The organism is Nocardia sp. NPDC102475 (genome assembly GCF_055584605.1).
In genome coordinates, this window is record NZ_JBVJLS010000001.1 from 438,567 (window position 1) to 453,755 (window position 15,189).

Genomic DNA, 15,189 nt, shown 5'->3' on the forward strand with positions numbered 1-15,189 from the left:
CGCGGCTACGGACCTGGCCGGGGTTGTCCAAGTCGGACACCGGCGCTACGCCTACCGGCTACGAGACGCAGCTGGAATACATATCGAGGTCGACGCGCAGTTCCGACCATGACCAGGCCACGCCATCGACGCTTCGGCCGCGAAGCCGGCATACTCTGTGCCCGATCTGCTCCGAGGAAATGCCGAGTTCGCAAAAGCGCGCGGGCGATGCACGGCCGCGGCGTATCGGCGTCTGTTGAGCCCCGCCCGGCAACCGGACGAGGCTCAGCTGGCTCTCGAGCCTCTCACCAGCCCTCAAACGCTACTTGTTCTTCGACGGTGAGGCTACTCCGCTACGGAACTCGACTACGTCGCCATCGCTCATGACGTAGTCCTTGCCTTCCATGCGGACCTTGCCTGCGGCCTTGGCGGCGGCCATGGAGCCGGCGGCGATGAGGTCGTCGTAGGCGACTACTTCGGCCTTGATGAAGCCGCGTTCGAAGTCGGTGTGGATTACACCGGCGGCCTTGGGGGCGGTGTCGCCCTGGTGGATTGTCCAGGCGCGGGCCTCTTTCGGACCTGCGGTGAGGTAGGTCTGCAGGCCCAGGGTGTGGAAGCCGGTGCGGGCCAAGGCGTGCAGGCCGGGTTCGGTCTGGCCGATGGATTCGAGGAGTTCGAGGGCGGATTCGTCGTCGAGTTCGAGGAGTTCGGCTTCGACCTTGGCGTCGAGGAAGACCGAATCCGCTGGTGCGACAGCGGCTTTCAGCTCGGTAACCTTCGCCTCGTCGGTGAGCACCGACTCGTCGGCATTGAAGACGTAGAGGAACGGCTTGGTGGTGAGCAGCGAAAGTTCTTTCAGCAGTTCGCCGTCCAGTTGGGCGCGGGCGGAGTACAGGGTTTTGCCGCTGTCGAGAACTTCCTGGGCGGCCTTGGCCGCGTCGAGCAGCGGCTTGCGGTCCTTTTTGACCTTGGCTTCCTTCTCCAGCCGCGGGATCGCCTTTTCCAGGGTCTGCATATCGGCGATGATCAGCTCGGTTTCGATCACCTCGATATCGGCGAGCGGGTCGACGCGCCCGTCGACGTGCACCACATCATCGTCGGCGAAGACCCGTACCACCTGGCAGATGGCATCGGCCTCGCGGATATTGGCGAGGAACTTGTTGCCGAGTCCGGCGCCCTCGGATGCGCCCTTCACGATGCCCGCGATGTCGACGAACGACACCGTGGCGGGCAGGATGCGCTGGGAGCCGAAGATCTCGGCCAGCTTGTCCAGTCGCGGGTCGGGCAGGGGAACCACCCCGACGTTCGGCTCGATGGTCGCGAACGGGTAGTTCGCCGCCAGCACGTCGTTCTTGGTCAGCGCATTGAACAGCGTCGACTTTCCGACGTTGGGCAGGCCGACGATTCCGAGGGTGAGACTCACGCGGCTACCTCGCTTCGCTCGGCAGCCGCGTACGTCTCAGACGCTGTGTTGGATGGTTCGCTCGCACACTCGCTCACGAGGAACAGAGTCTACGCGGCAGGACGCACCCCTTCGGCAGCGGCCGAGCGAGCGGCCTTCGCAGGACTCGCTCTCATGCGTTACGCACGCATGCTGATTGCGTCAGGGAATCAGGATCACCTTGCCGAGGTTCGAGCGGTTCTCGATGACGGCGTGGGCCTCGGCGGCGTCTTCCAGCGGGAATTCCGCGTGGACGACCGGGTGGAGTAGACCGGATGCGAAGTACTGCCAGAGTTCTTGGCGCCAGTGTTCGTACAGGTCCGGGGAGTTGCGGGCGATGCGGGCCATTTGGAAGCCGATAACAGACTTCGCACCGACGAGCAGGTCGTAGGCCTGGATGGTGCCGCCGCCCGAGCTGTATGCGACGAGTCGGCCACCAGGAGCCAGTGCCGCGATGGCCGGGGTGAGGAGCTCCCCGCCGACGGCGTCGAGGACGTAGTCGACGGGCTCGCCCCAGGATTCCTGGTCGTAAGCGACGACTTCGTCAGCGCCGAGGCCACGGAGGAAGTCGACCTTGGCGAGGTCGGAGACCGCCGCCACCACGCGCGCAGCCCCGCGCACCCGCGCCAATTGCAGGGCGAGGTGGCCGACACCACTGGCGGCGGCCGTGATCAGGGCAGACTCGTCCGGCTTGGGATTCGCGGCATCGAGCGCACCGAGTGCGACCAAACCGCTGCGGACCAGTGCGACCGCATCGACGGCTGAAGCGCCGTCGGGAATCGGCGAGGCCATCGCGGCGGAGAGCAGCGCGTAGTCGGCATAACCGTGGCCGAAGACCAGACCGGTGACGCGGTAGCCGGGCATACAGCTGGTCACGCCCTCACCGACCGCGACCACCTCGCCCGCAACCTCGCCACCCAGCGCGATCGGTTCCCGCGGCTCACGCACCTTGCGAACCACCGGCAGTGTCACACCAACCGCTTCGACCCGGACCAGCAGTTCCCCGGGGCCCGGCGTCGGCACCTCGGCCGACACCACCTCGAGTACCTCCGGACCACCGCTGCGCTGGTATTGCACCCGCCGCATCACACCTCCAAAAATCCTTAGGAGGGGTAAAGGTAGCCCGACGCTGCGACAACCCTTACCTATTTACCGCGCCGAGTGCGAAATCTCACCGCCGCGGCCGAACGGGAGAGAGGCGCTACTCGTCGGATGATCCGAGCCCGCGCACGAGCGTCCGGGCCAGGCTGTCGGCGAACTCGTCCGGGGCGGCAGTCGCATCGGGTCCCTCCTCGTAGAACCGCAGAAAGGCCTGGTGGAAGCAGGTGCCGTCGAGGAGCGCAGCTGCGGTTTCGACATCGGCTTCGGAACCGAGTCGGCCGAGTTGCTGTTCGGCACTCAGATAAGCAGCGATTCCGGCGATGGCGTGGCCGGGACCTGCACCGTGCCGACGCATCGAGTCGCGATGTGCCGCCATGCGTTTGGGTTGTGCGAGTAGTCCGCCGAGGAGGGGCAGGGACTGCTGGTAGAAGGCCAGGGCGGCACGGGCAAGGGCGGCAAGGTTCGCTTCGATCGTGGCCGAACCTGGTTCGGATCGGGTCGCGGCGGGGCCGGGCATGCGGTGTTGGAGGACGTTCAGGATCAGGTCCTCTTTATCGCTGAAGTGCTTGTAGAGCGCGGCCTCGGAGTAGCCCGCCGCCTTGGCGATCTCCTTGGTCGTCGCCTCGACGACGCCACGGTTGCGCATGATTTCTGCCGCGGCGTCGAGAATCTGGTCACGCGTGCCCATGCGGCCTCCAGGTTGACAGGTTAGTAAGTACTCACCCATTCTAGGTTAGTAAATACTCACCAACCTGATGGGATAGACATGCGACTCACGATCTTCGGAGCGACCGGCCGCACCGGCGGACACCTCGTGCGCCAGGCACTCGCCGCCAGACATGAGGTGACCGCCGTTGTGCGCGGTCAGCACCCATTCGCGGATCACCCACAACTGCGCGTGATCAAGGCCGACGTCATGAATCCCGATGACATCGAGACGGCCATCCGAAGCGCCGATGCCGTGCTCGACACCATCGGGTCACGGAACAAGGGCCCGACGACGGTCGCCACCGATGCCGCACTCGCCATCACCGAGGCCATGGCATCGGTGGCCGTGCGACGATTGATTCTGATCAGCAATAGCGCGAGAATCGCTGGGCCGGGCGACGATTGGTGCACTCGTTTCGTGGTGAAGCCGCTCGTTCTGCGTCCGCTGCTGCGGCACAGCCTCGACGATATGGCCGCTGCCGAGCAGGCGACGCGGGACACCGAACTGGATTGGACCATCGTGCGAGCACCGCAGCTCACCGACCGTCCGGCGAAGGGTTCCTACCGAACCGCGGTCGATCGCAACGTGACGTTCGGCATCCGGATCAGCCGCGAGGACCTGGCCGCCTGCCTGCTCGAGCTGGCGGCGGATCCGCAGTCGATCCACCACCACATCAACGTCGCCGGCTGACTCGCCTTGCGATAGCCGATCGGCAGCGTAGCGTTCCGGGCATGGAGCCGACCACCGAAGTGGTGACGGCACGTCCGGCACCTGCGCTCGCGGCGTTCATCGATGGGTACCTCGGGTATCGACTGAGCGGGTTCGCGCCCGGGTTGCATCGGGGGCTGCCGTCGCGGCATATGACGTTCATCGTGTCGATCGGACCGAGTATCGACGTTGTGACGCAGACGGATTCGCGGCAGTCGCCGCAGGATTACCGGTGTGTGCTGAGTGGGTTGCAGGCCAGTTCGGCGGTTATCTCGCACAACGGTTATCAGGAGGGGATCGGGATCGAGTTGACGCCGCTCGGGAGCCGCGCCCTGTTCGGGATGCCCGCGAGTGCGCTGTGGAACACCTCGGTGGAATGCGCCGAGGTGGCGGGGCCGGTCGGGCGGCAGCTGTGGGAGGAATTGCAGGAGCTGTCGTCCTGGCCGGAGCGGTTCGCCGCCTGCGATCGGGTATTGACCAGGTTGGCCTGTCATGATCGCCTGGTGACGCCCGAATTGACTTGGGCCTGGCGCACTTTGGTCGAATCCGATGGTGCGGCGCAGATCGGCCCGCTCGCCGAGGAGATCGGTTGGAGCCGTCAACATCTGGCCCGACGCTTCGGCGCCGAGTTCGGGCTCGGTCCCAAGCTCGCCGCTCGGATCGCCCGCTTCGAACGCGCCAGGCGGATGATCGGACACACGCCGTCCTTTGTGACGATCGCGCAGGTGGCCGCGACCTGCGGATACTACGACCAGGCCCACCTCGACCGCGACTTCGCGGAACTCGCCGGTTGCAGCCCGACCGCATGGCTCGCGGAGGAGATTCCATCTGTACAAGACCCAGAGGAGTCCGGCGGGTGAGGCTGGATTCATGACGACACCAACGGATTCACCACAGACCACAGCAACTCGCACCGCCGTATGGCCGTGCCTCAATTTCACCGACGCTCGCGCGGCGGTGGCCTTCCTGACCAGCACATTCGGCTTCGAGGAGGTTGCGCTCTACGCGAGGGAGGACGATCCGTCGTTCATCGAGCACGGTCAGCTGCGCTGGCCGCTCGGCGGCGGCATCATGTTCAGTTCTATCGGCAAGGGCGACAACCCGTTCTGTGAGCGCGGGCCGGGCACCGATTCGATCTACCTCGTCTGCGCAGAACCCGACGCCCTGCATGACCGCGCGGTGGCGGCGGGCGCGGAGGTGGTGCGTGGCCTGCGCGATGAGGACTACGGTTCGCGCGGCTTCACCGTTCGTGATCCGGAAGGCAACCTCTGGAGCTTCGGCACCTATTGGGGCGAGTAATAGCGACGGCCGCCATCAGCGCGGCCGTCAACGCCCGCCCAGACCCGAGGCCGCGATACCGCGCACGAACGCCCGCTGCGCGATCGCGTAGACGACCACCAGCGGCAGCAGGATGACCACCGCCGCGGCCATGAGAATCGGCCATTGCGTGTGGTACTGGCCTTGCAGGCGCACCAAACCCAATGTGGCGGTGGCGATGTCGTTGCGCTGGATCATGATCAGCGGCCACAGGAAGTCGTTCCAGACCGCGATCCAGGTCAGCACCCCCAGCACCATGAGCCCAGGACGAGTGTGCGGCAACAAGACTCGCCAGAACACCTGCCAGGTCGTGCACCCGTCGACGATCGCCGCCTCCTCGAGTTCGGCGGGCAAGGTTCGGAAGAACTGGCGCATCAGATAGGTGCCGAATGCGCTGCCGAACAGGCCGGGGACGATCATCGCCCACGGCGTGTCCACCCAGCCGAAGGCACGCATGATCAGGAATTGCGGAATCACGGTAACCGTCAACGGCACCATCAGCGTGCCGAGGTAGGCGAGGAAAAGTACATCGCGTCCGCGAAATCGCAAGCGCGCGAACGCATATCCGGCCAGCGAACAGAAGAAGACCTGCCCCGCTGTGACACACAACGCATAGAACGCGGTATTGAGCAGCATCCGCCCCAGCGGCAGCAGGTCGAAGACCTTCCCGTAGTTCGACCACTGCGGACGAGCGGGGACCAGTGTCGGCTCGGTGATCTCACCATCGCGCTTCAACGAACCCGACAATGCCCACAGAATCGGAAACAGCGCACACCAGGCGACACCGACGAGCGCCACATAGATCAGGACGCCGCGCAGCGTCCGGCGCAGAATGGCCCGGTCCACCCGGCCGGTACTGCGTGCCCGCACACCGATCCGCACCGGAAGCGACCGAACCGCCTCGTACGCATTCACAATTCCACCTCCGCCCGGCGCGCGAACCGCAGCTGCAATAGCGTCAGCACCAGCAGGATCGCGAAGATCACCCAGGCCAGCGCCGCCGCATAGCCAACCTCGTAGAACCCGAAGGCGTTCTGGAACAACATGATTCCGAGCAGATAGGTCCCGGTCTCCGGCCCGCCGTTGCCGCCGGTCAAGGCATAGGCCTGATCGAAGGCCTGCACCGAGTTGATGATGGTGATGACGAAGACGAACGACAGTGGCCCGCGAATCAACGGCAGTGTCACCGACCAGAAGCGCCGCAGCGCTCCCGCACCGTCGATGCGCGCCGCCTCGTACAGCGTCTCGGGCACGCCCTGCATCGCAGCCAGCAGGATGACCGTCGCGAAAGGCACGCTCTTCCATACGGTCACAATGCTCAGCGAGACCAGCGCCCAGTCCGGGTCGGTCAGCCACGGCACCGGATCGATGCCGACCCAGCCGAGCATGATGTTGAGCAGCCCGTCATCGGTGGTGAAGATGAAGCGCCACACCACCGCCATGGCCACGGTCGAGGCGACCAGCGGCAGGAACGCGATGGTTCGAAAGATACCGATACCGGCCAACTTTCGATTGAGCACCGCCGCAACCGCGAGCCCGATCACCACCGTCGGCACCAACGTCAACAGGGTGAACACCGCCGTATTGCGTAATGCGATGAGGAACAACGGATCCGACACGAACAGCCGCCGATAGTTCGACATCCCCACGAACCGTGGCGCACTGAACAAGTCCCACGAGTGCAGACTCAGATACAACGAAACTCCGAGCGGAAGCAGCAAGAACACCAGCACCGCCGCCAGATTCGGCGCCACGAAGACCCAGCCCGCCCGCTCACGCCGCCGCTCGAGCCGCCCTCGCTCGTGTGGCGCACGCATCCGGCTACCGATCAGTTTCATGAGGATTCCAGCAGGGTATTGATATCGGCGGTCAGGGACGCGCTCACCGATTCAGCCGTTGCGGCACCGCGTAGCACCCGGTTGCCGCCGCGCTCGAGCAAAGCGGAAACCTTGCCCCACACCGGAGTAACCGGCAGCGCCCGCGAATTCTCCGGCCCCTCGGTGAACACCTGGAGGTTGCGTATCTCGCGATGCGCGTCCGCGAATCCGGCAGAGCCCATTGCGGATTTCAGCACCGGCACAAAGAGTCCGGAGGCGGCGATAATGGCCTGTCCCACCGGACCGGTCGCGAATTTCACGAATTCCCACGCTTGTTCGATGCGCGGACTATCCGCGGCAATCGACAACCCCGTGCTCCCCACATCCGTAATCGCCCCCGGGCCACCATGCGGCCCGACCGGCAACACCGTGACATCAATGGGCAGACCATCCTGTCCGGCGAACTCGGAATACAGCCAATGCCCGCCCATCGCCATCGCCGCGCGTCCACGACGGAACAGGTCCGGTGCCGAAACCGACTGCTGGTCAGCAACTTTCGGTGCGACCCGGTGGCGAACCGCGAGATCGGCATAGAACTGAAACCCCTCGGCGAACCGTGGATCACCGAGATTGGTCCTGGTCGGATCCACCGACGGCGAGAACCACTCCGCCCCGTTGTTCATACCGAAACACGCGGCCGAGAAATACGGCACCCAGGCGTCGGCAAAGCCCCACTGCCGGTTCCGCTCGGATGACTCATGCCGCGTGAGTGCCCTTGCGGCATCAAGGAATTCGGCGAAAGTCCAGGCATCCCGCCACCGGGTCGGCGCGGTCACTCCGGCTTCGGCGAACAACTCCCGGTTGTAGTAGAGAAACACCCCCGACCACTGTTCCGGCAGCGCGTACTGCCCACCGCCATAGGTGAAGGTGTCGTAGAGCGCCGGATAACTGTCGGCACGCAGTGCGGCAGCGTATTCGGGCTCCCGATCGAGCAGCGTGCGCAGATCCAGCAGCACCCCGCGTTCGGCGAGTCCGGCATAAAGCAACTCCCACGCCATCATGACATCGGGGCATTTGCCGCCGGCACAGTAGGTCAGCATCTGCTGCAGCGGATCCGGCCCGGACATGATGGTGCGGATCCGGATCTCCGGATGCCGGCGCTGGAACTCGTCGATGATCTTCAGCCGGACCCGCGCCTCCTCCGGCCTGGCCTGAAAGAAGAAGGTCAGCGCGTCGTCATCGGATCCGCAGCCGGTGGTGGCGAGCAGCGGCGCGGCCAGCACCGAACCGAGCAGCGTGCGCCTGCGCAACGAGGCCCTCCTCCAGGCGGGTGTGGAGCTTGGCGGAATCGCATGGCAGCATACGTTCGGCAACACCGACGTGATGGCCGACACACGAACAAAACTTAACGTTGTCCAAAGCCGATCGGAAACGAGCCCGATCGACATCACCGATCGGATACGTTGTCAGATGTTTGAGCAGGATCCTGCGCGTTTTTCAGGAGAGTAAGCGGATGGCGACAATCGAATATTTGCGGACGGATCCCGATCTGCCGCCCGTCGGGGTGGTCGATCACTCCCCGATCACGCCACGGAAGAAGGCGATCTTCGGGGCGATCGCGGTCGTCGGAGCGATAGCCTGGGCCGTACTCGCCATCTCCCGCGGTGAGAACGTGAACGCGGTGTGGATCGTGATCGCGGCGGTCTGTACCTATGTGACCGCCTACCAGTTCTACGCCAGGCTGATCGAATACCGGATCACCAAGCCGCGCGACGATGTGGCCACGCCCGCTGAGGAATTGGAGAACGGCAAGGACTACATGCCGATGGACCGGCGGGTGCTCTTCGGGCACCACTTCGCCGCCATCGCGGGCGCCGGTCCACTGGTCGGACCGGTGCTGGCCGCGCAGATGGGTTATCTGCCGGGCACCATCTGGATCATCGTCGGCGTTGTCCTCGCCGGCGCCGTGCAGGACTACCTGGTGCTGTGGGCCTCGTCGAAGCGCCGTGGGCGCAGCCTCGGGCAGATGGCCCGCGACGAACTCGGGCCGATCGGCGGTGTCGCCGCGATCGTTGCCGTGCTGGTGATCATGATGATCCTGCTCGCGGTGCTCGGCATCGTGGTCGTGCAGGCGCTCGCCGCGGTCAAGGGTCCGGACGGCGCATTGCACGGCGGCAGCCCGTGGGGTGTGTTCTCCATCGGCATGACCATCCCGATCGCCCTGTTCATGGGCCTTTACCTGCGCTTCGTGCGGCCGGGCCGGGTCGGCGAGGTATCGGTCATCGGCTTCGCACTGCTGCTGTTCGTCATCATCTCCGGCCGTTGGGTTTCCGAATCCGGTTGGGGCCGTGACCTGTTCACGCTGTCCGGCACCACCATCGCCTGGCTGCTGATCGTCTACGGTTTCATCGCCTCGGTACTGCCGGTGTGGTTGCTGCTCGCACCGCGCGATTACCTGTCGACGTTCATGAAGATCGGCACCATCGGCCTGCTCGCGCTCGGCATCGTGTTCACCATGCCGGTGCTGAAGGCGCCCGCGGTATCGCAGTTCGCGCACAACAGCAACGGTCCGTCCTTCGCGGGCAGCCTGTTCCCGTTCCTTTTCATCACCATCGCATGTGGTGCGCTGTCCGGATTCCACGCCTTGGTCTCCTCCGGCACCACACCCAAACTGCTGGAGAAGCAGTCGCATGCGCGGATGATCGGCTACGGCGGCATGCTGATGGAGTCGTTCGTCGCGATCATGGCGATGATCACCGCGAGCATCATCGACCAGCACCTGTACTTCGCCATGAACGCGGGCGCGGGTCTCACCGGCGGTACCGCCGAGAAGGCCGCCGCATACACCAACTCCCTTGGCCTGAGCGGTGATCCGATCACCGCGGGTGAGTTGACCCAGACCGCCAAGGATGTCGGCGAGACCAGCATCATCTCGCGCACCGGTGGCGCGCCGACGCTGGCGATCGGTATGTCCCAGGTGATGTCCGGATTCCTCGGCGGCTCCGGGCTCAAAGCGTTCTGGTACCACTTCGCGATCATGTTCGAGGCGCTGTTCATCCTCACCACCATCGACGCCGGTACCCGCGTCGCGCGTTTCATGCTCTCGGATTCGCTCGGCAATCTCGGCGGTCCGGCGAAGAAGTTCAAGGATCCGTCGTGGCGGCCCGGTGCGTGGCTGTGCTCGGCCATTGTGGTCGCGGCCTGGGGTTCGGTGCTGCTGATGGGTGTCACCGATCCACTCGGCGGCATCTACACGCTCTACCCGCTGTTCGGCATCTCCAACCAGCTGCTGGCCGCGATCGCACTCACCGTCGTGCTGACCATTCTGATCAAGAAGGGCCTGGTGAAGTGGGCGTGGATTCCCGCGCTGCCGCTGATCTGGGATCTGATCGTGACGATGACGGCGTCCTGGCAGAAGATCTTCTCCGCCGATCCGAAGATCGGTTACTGGAAGCAGCACGATAACTACAGTGCCGCCCGCGATGCCGGAAAGTTGTTGGCACCGGCCAAGACTGCCGACGATATGGACAAGGTCGTGCGCAACACGTTCATCCAGGGCACGCTGTCGATCATCTTCGCGGTGTTGGTGCTGGTCGTCGCGGTCGTCGGTGTGGTGGTCTGCTTGCGTGCCTGGCGGGCAGGCGGCGGACCGAGCAGTGAAACGCCGGACGAACCGTCGAAGATCTTCGCGCCGCGCGGCTTCATCGCCACCGCGGAAGAGAAAGCGGTGCAGAAGGAATGGGATGCCCTGATCGAATCGGGGCAGGTCCGGGCACCTGGCGCCGCACATACCAAGGGCGCGACGGCGGAAACATCAGCACATTGACCGCAGCGGCGCAGCCGAATGACGGCCGGTCACCTCGACCGGCCGTCATTCGGCGTCTGCGGGTGGTCGGAAGTGCCGGTGCGGCAAGGGTTCGCGCATTCGGTTCATGGTTCAACGCGGTGCTCGGCGGCCAGGATTACCAGCGCTATGTTGACCATCTGCAGCGCAATCACCCCGGTTGCGAGATTCCGTCGGAGCGCGAGTATTGGCGGCGCAGGCACGCGGATGCGGATACCAATCCGCAGAATCGTTGCTGCTGAACGATCCGGCTATTCGACGGTCGACTGAGCTTCGCCACGCTCGTGATCCAACAGCCAACGCTTGACCGGCAGCCCCCAACGGAACCCGCCGAGCGCTCCCCCGATGCGCAGAACCCGGTGGCACGGCACGAAAAGCGCTGCGGCATTGCGGGCGCAGGCATTGGCGGCCGCCCGGGTGGCGTCGGGACGGCCGGAGATGGCGGCGTATTCGGTATAGGTGACCGGATCGCCCGCCGGGATTTTGCGCAGCACTTCCCATGCGTGCATGAGGAATTCGCCGGATTGCTGACGCACCTCGATCGCGTCGATGGCGGTCAACTCGCCGCGATGGTAGGCGGTGACCGCGCGGGTCACCGCGCCGAGGTCGGCACGCCCGCGTAGCTCGCCGGGCCGCAGACTCAGGTGGATCAACTGCCGCAAGTTCTCGGCGTCGTCGGTCCAGCCGGAGGCGAGCACGGCACCGTCCGCATCGACAAGTGCGGTGAACGGGCCGATAGGAGTGCCGGATGTCGCGAACTCTGTTGTCACGATCGGGTTTTCGCTTTCGGTGCGGCGACGGCATTCGTCGCGGTTGCTTTCGGCGGTGCGGCCTTGCGACCGGCGAGCGCGGCCTTCCACAGGTGCATGGATAGATACGAACGCCACGGGGCCCAGCGCGCGGTATCGGTGAGATCGACGCCGAGGAGGGTGGCGCCCTGGCGGACAACGAGATCGGTGTCGAGCAGCACATCCGGATCGGCGAGCAGTCGCATGGTCACATAGTCGGCGGTCCACGGTCCGACACCTTCCAGCGCCAACAGGTCGCGGCGCAGGTCGGCGGCGGTGCGGCCCTGGTGCAGCACCAGATCGCCGGAGGCGAGAGCCGAGGCCACGCCGATAATCGAGCGGATCCGCCGCGCCGGGCCGGTCAATACCTCGGCCCCGCGTTCGGCGATCGCGGCCGGTGTCGGGAACAGCCGTGCGACCGGTCCGTCGATCGGCTCGCCGAGCGCCTCGACCAGTCGAGCAGTGTGGGTCGCGGCGGCGGATACCGAAATCTGCTGCCCGATCATGGTGCGCAGCAATAACTCTGGACCATCGAGCGCACCGGGCACCCGGATACCGGGAGTGAACGGCGGGCGGGCTCGGCCACGGCGGACGGTGGCCGCACCGACATTGAAGGGATGGTCGGCCGGTGCCGCACCGGCGTCCGGGAGATCTCGTCCCGACGTCTCGATGACGTCGGTATCGGCGGACACCACGCCGAGCGCCTCATCGATGCCGACCGGGTCCGCGTCCAGGTCCAGCAGATGCCGCAGCCGTGCGACGGTCGGTGCGAGGTCGCGCATATCGTGCAGGGACAGTTCGGCGCGCACGTGATCGCGTTGGAAACTCAGCCGCGTGGTCGCATGTCCGTGCGGGGTGCGCAGGCTCCGGGTGTAGGCGCGGTCCTCCCATAGCTCCATGCCCGGCACGACATGCGAGGAGAGGAACCATTCGAGCCAGCCGCGGTCCAGCGGCTCCCGGAAAGGCAGCCGCAGCGTCAGCGATCCATTGGTGGCGGGCACCAGCTGGCCGCCGGAGCGGGTCACCCGCTGCGCCTCGGTGCGCATGGTGGTCGGACTGACCGCGAATACCTCGCGGACGGTGTCGTTGAACTGGCGAATGCTGGCGAATCCGGCCGCGAAGGCGATATCGGACATCGGCATATTGGTGGTCTGGATCAGCAGCCGCGCGGTGTGCGCGCGATGCGCCCTGGCCAGCGCCAGCGGACCGGCACCCAGTTCGGTGGTGAGCACCCGGGTCACCTGGCGCTGCGAATAGCCCAGCGTGGCGGCCAGTGCGGGCACGCCGCCGCGCTCGATGACGCCGTCCCCGATGAGTCGCATCGCCCGTGCGGCCAGATCGGCGCGGGTATTCCACAGCGGTGATCCGGGTGCGGCATCGGGCAGACAGCGGCGACAGGCCCGGTATCCGGCCTGCTGCGCGGCCGCGGCCGTCGGCAGGAACGTCACATTCGTGGGCTTCGGCGTAATCGCTGGGCAGGAAGGGCGGCAATAGATTCCGGTCGTTCGCACCGCGGTGAAGAACTGGCCGTCGAATCGGGAGTCCCGGGTCGATACCGCCCGATAGCAGCGTTCGAAATCCAAAGCCGTGATCGTCACCCAATCCACAATGGCAGCAACCCACACCTGGCGCTAGCGGAAATCCGCCACAAACCCCGGTGGTACCCGCGGACGAGACCGACCGGAGCAGAAAGCGGTGAGCGCGAATTGCCGAGCAGCACAACGGAATGTAGCGCTGAGCGCTAGACTGCGTTCGCGAGATTTGGGCCGGAATATCGGGATATGGGCCGAATTACGAGGGCGGGCGCATGGTTGGCGTCGGAGACCGCATCGCGGGCCGGTACACGCTGCGGGAGCTGTTCAAGCTCGGCGGCGAGGGTATGGCCTGGCGGGCGACGGATGAGGACCTCGGCCGCGACGTCGTGCTCAAATGTCCGCGCCCGGACGATCCGGACAGCGCCCAGCGGCTGCGCACCGCCGCGCGCAATGCGGCAGCCCTGCGACATCAGCACATCATCGGCGTGTACGACATCTTCGAACACGACGATGTGTGCTGGCTGGTAACGGAATATGTGCCGGGCTATTCGCTCGCCGAGGTAGCGCGCGAACAACGCAAACTCGGCCCGGCCCGGGCGGCAGTAGTCGGCGAGCAGATCGCGAGCGCGCTCGCACACTGCCACGATCGCGGCATCCCGCACTGCGATATCTCCCCGGAGAACATCATCCTCGCCGACGACGGCGACGCCTGGCTGACCGACTTCGGCAGCTCGCTCGACCTGCGCAATGCGGGCACCGGTGACACACCGGATATCGCGCGTGGCAAATGGCGGTATCTGGCACCAGAGGTCACGGCGGGTGGTCCGGCCGGTCCCAAATCGGATGTCTACGCACTCGCGGCCGCACTGCTCGCGGTGACGGAACGGCAGCGCCGTCCGGATCCGGACCAGACCAGCCATGAGGAGGCCGTTGTGCCGCAGGGAAAGCCGAGACGCAAAGGCGTGTATCCGATGTCCCCGTCGGGTCACGGATTGGCGAGAGGAGCCGTCGGTACCGCGCCGGGCACGATCTCGGTGCTGTCGACGGCGGGCGGGGTCCACGGCACGCCAGACGACGGGAACTTCATCGAGTTCGGCCGCAATGTCGGGGAGGTGGATGTCGGTGTCGGCGGGGACGATCTGCGGATCAGCCGCGTGCACGGAACGCTGACCTACCGGTGGAACCGCTGGCAGCTCGACAACACCGGCGGCGTACCCATTCGATTGCCGCGGGCCCGGCTGGTGTTCGAAGGCGAGGAACCGTTCCCGCTCGGCACCGGCTACACCCCGATGTTCATTCGCGGGTCGCACAATCGGGAACACCTGCTCGAGGTCTACGTGACCGGCGTCGACGGCGATCTGCCCGCGCCGCGCCATGAGCATGTCACCGCGAAGCCCGAGCCGTGGCCGCTGGATGCGGACGAGAAGTTGGCGCTCGTCGCGCTCGGCCAGCCCTACCTCTACCAGGAGCGCTGGCCGCAGCCGTGGACCTGGAAGGAAGCCGCCGCACTGCTGCATACGCTGCGACCGGATGCGGGCTGGACCGATCGGCGGGTAGCGGATGTGATCGGGCGCGTTCGGGCGCGCCTCTCGGATGAGAAGTATGCCCGCGCCTGCGGCCACGAGCCGGTCCCCGGGCTGACCAGGGATCAGCTCACCGAACCGAATCGAACGATGCAGGTAGCCCGGCCCCGTGACCCGCTCGCGGTCGCACTCGGCAACGCGTCGATGCCCGGCATCGGGTACTTGCTGCTGCGGCGACGTTACCTGGCCATTACTACCACGGCGATCACGATCGGGCTGGTCGCCCTCCTCGCCTGCTTTGCCCGAGCTCTGTGGTTCGAGGTCATTGTGCTGCTGTGGTGGGTCGCGGTCATCGCGCACGGCTGGATCCTGGTGGGCGGCCCGAAAAGCGCAGTTGTCACGATGGCCACGCAGTGATCAGCACGTG

14 protein-coding genes are annotated in these 15,189 nt (G+C 65.7%); 6 read left to right on the forward strand and 8 right to left on the reverse strand.

Annotated features, from left to right (window positions below):
• Positions 1–301: 301 nt before the first annotated feature.
• The 3 genes from ychF to ACZ60G_RS02055 all read right to left on the reverse strand — a co-directional run bounded on the left by ychF (position 302) and on the right by ACZ60G_RS02055 (position 3,209).
• A complete protein-coding gene (ychF, locus tag ACZ60G_RS02045; protein WP_465806432.1) occupies positions 302–1,402 on the reverse strand; it encodes a redox-regulated ATPase YchF in 1,101 nt (366 codons plus the stop codon).
• Between the two features lie 180 nt (positions 1,403–1,582).
• Positions 1,583–2,506 carry a quinone oxidoreductase family protein gene (locus ACZ60G_RS02050; RefSeq protein ID WP_465806434.1) on the reverse strand — a complete coding sequence of 308 codons (924 nt, stop codon included), beginning with the start codon at positions 2,504–2,506 and terminating at the stop codon, positions 1,583–1,585.
• Between the two features lie 115 nt (positions 2,507–2,621).
• Positions 2,622–3,209 carry a TetR/AcrR family transcriptional regulator gene (locus ACZ60G_RS02055; RefSeq protein WP_465806436.1) on the reverse strand — a complete coding sequence of 196 codons (588 nt, stop codon included), beginning with the start codon at positions 3,207–3,209 and terminating at the stop codon, positions 2,622–2,624.
• Positions 3,210–3,287: 78 nt separating this feature from the next.
• Here ACZ60G_RS02055 and ACZ60G_RS02060 point away from each other — a divergent pair, with 78 nt between their 5' ends.
• Genes ACZ60G_RS02060 through ACZ60G_RS02070 form a run of 3 tightly spaced genes read left to right on the forward strand, consistent with a single transcriptional unit; the run spans position 3,288 to position 5,237 of the window.
• Positions 3,288–3,920: an NAD(P)-dependent oxidoreductase gene (locus tag ACZ60G_RS02060; RefSeq protein WP_465806438.1), complete on the forward strand. Its 633-nt coding sequence runs from the start codon at positions 3,288–3,290 to the stop codon at positions 3,918–3,920.
• Positions 3,921–3,961: 41 nt separating this feature from the next.
• A complete protein-coding gene (locus ACZ60G_RS02065) occupies positions 3,962–4,798 on the forward strand; it encodes an AraC family transcriptional regulator (RefSeq protein ID WP_465806440.1) in 837 nt (278 codons plus the stop codon).
• A gap of 10 nt (positions 4,799–4,808) precedes the next feature.
• Positions 4,809–5,237 (forward strand): VOC family protein, encoded by a 429-nt coding sequence (locus ACZ60G_RS02070; protein WP_465806442.1) that lies wholly within the window; start codon positions 4,809–4,811, stop codon positions 5,235–5,237.
• Between the two features lie 27 nt (positions 5,238–5,264).
• Here the strand turns inward: ACZ60G_RS02070 and ACZ60G_RS02075 are convergent, their stop codons facing one another.
• The 3 genes from ACZ60G_RS02075 to ACZ60G_RS02085 all read right to left on the reverse strand — a co-directional run bounded on the left by ACZ60G_RS02075 (position 5,265) and on the right by ACZ60G_RS02085 (position 8,382).
• Positions 5,265–6,101 (reverse strand): carbohydrate ABC transporter permease, encoded by an 837-nt coding sequence (locus ACZ60G_RS02075; protein ID WP_465806751.1) that lies wholly within the window; start codon positions 6,099–6,101, stop codon positions 5,265–5,267.
• A 65-nt stretch (positions 6,102–6,166) separates the two neighbouring features.
• A complete protein-coding gene (locus tag ACZ60G_RS02080; protein ID WP_465806444.1) occupies positions 6,167–7,093 on the reverse strand; it encodes a carbohydrate ABC transporter permease in 927 nt (308 codons plus the stop codon).
• Positions 7,090–8,382, reverse strand: a complete 1,293-nt coding sequence (locus ACZ60G_RS02085) for an ABC transporter substrate-binding protein (protein WP_465806446.1) — start codon at positions 8,380–8,382, stop codon at positions 7,090–7,092. Before ACZ60G_RS02085 ends, ACZ60G_RS02080 begins: the two co-directional genes overlap by 4 nt.
• Positions 8,383–8,585: 203 nt before the next feature.
• On the opposite strand from ACZ60G_RS02085, the gene ACZ60G_RS02090 reads away from it, so the two are divergent.
• On the forward strand, positions 8,586–10,898 hold the full coding sequence (locus tag ACZ60G_RS02090) for a carbon starvation CstA family protein (protein WP_465806448.1): 2,313 nt from the start codon (positions 8,586–8,588) through the stop codon (positions 10,896–10,898).
• A complete protein-coding gene (locus tag ACZ60G_RS02095) occupies positions 10,895–11,158 on the forward strand; it encodes a YbdD/YjiX family protein (protein WP_465806450.1) in 264 nt (87 codons plus the stop codon). The genes ACZ60G_RS02090 and ACZ60G_RS02095 overlap by 4 nt, the downstream gene beginning before the upstream one ends.
• A gap of 9 nt (positions 11,159–11,167) precedes the next feature.
• On the opposite strand, the gene ACZ60G_RS02100 is transcribed toward ACZ60G_RS02095, so the two are convergent.
• Together ACZ60G_RS02100 and ACZ60G_RS02105 are read right to left on the reverse strand one after the other, a co-directional pair.
• The gene (locus ACZ60G_RS02100) at positions 11,168–11,686 is read right to left on the reverse strand and encodes a methylated-DNA--[protein]-cysteine S-methyltransferase (protein WP_465806452.1); all 519 of its coding nucleotides are present in this window, start codon (positions 11,684–11,686) and stop codon (positions 11,168–11,170) included.
• Positions 11,683–13,311 (reverse strand): DNA-3-methyladenine glycosylase 2 family protein, encoded by a 1,629-nt coding sequence (locus tag ACZ60G_RS02105; protein ID WP_465806454.1) that lies wholly within the window; start codon positions 13,309–13,311, stop codon positions 11,683–11,685. Before ACZ60G_RS02105 ends, ACZ60G_RS02100 begins: the two co-directional genes overlap by 4 nt.
• Before the next feature lie 200 nt (positions 13,312–13,511).
• Here ACZ60G_RS02105 and ACZ60G_RS02110 point away from each other — a divergent pair, with 200 nt between their 5' ends.
• Positions 13,512–15,179 carry a serine/threonine-protein kinase gene (locus ACZ60G_RS02110; RefSeq protein ID WP_465806456.1) on the forward strand — a complete coding sequence of 556 codons (1,668 nt, stop codon included), beginning with the start codon at positions 13,512–13,514 and terminating at the stop codon, positions 15,177–15,179.
• The last annotated feature ends 10 nt before the right edge of the window (positions 15,180–15,189 follow it).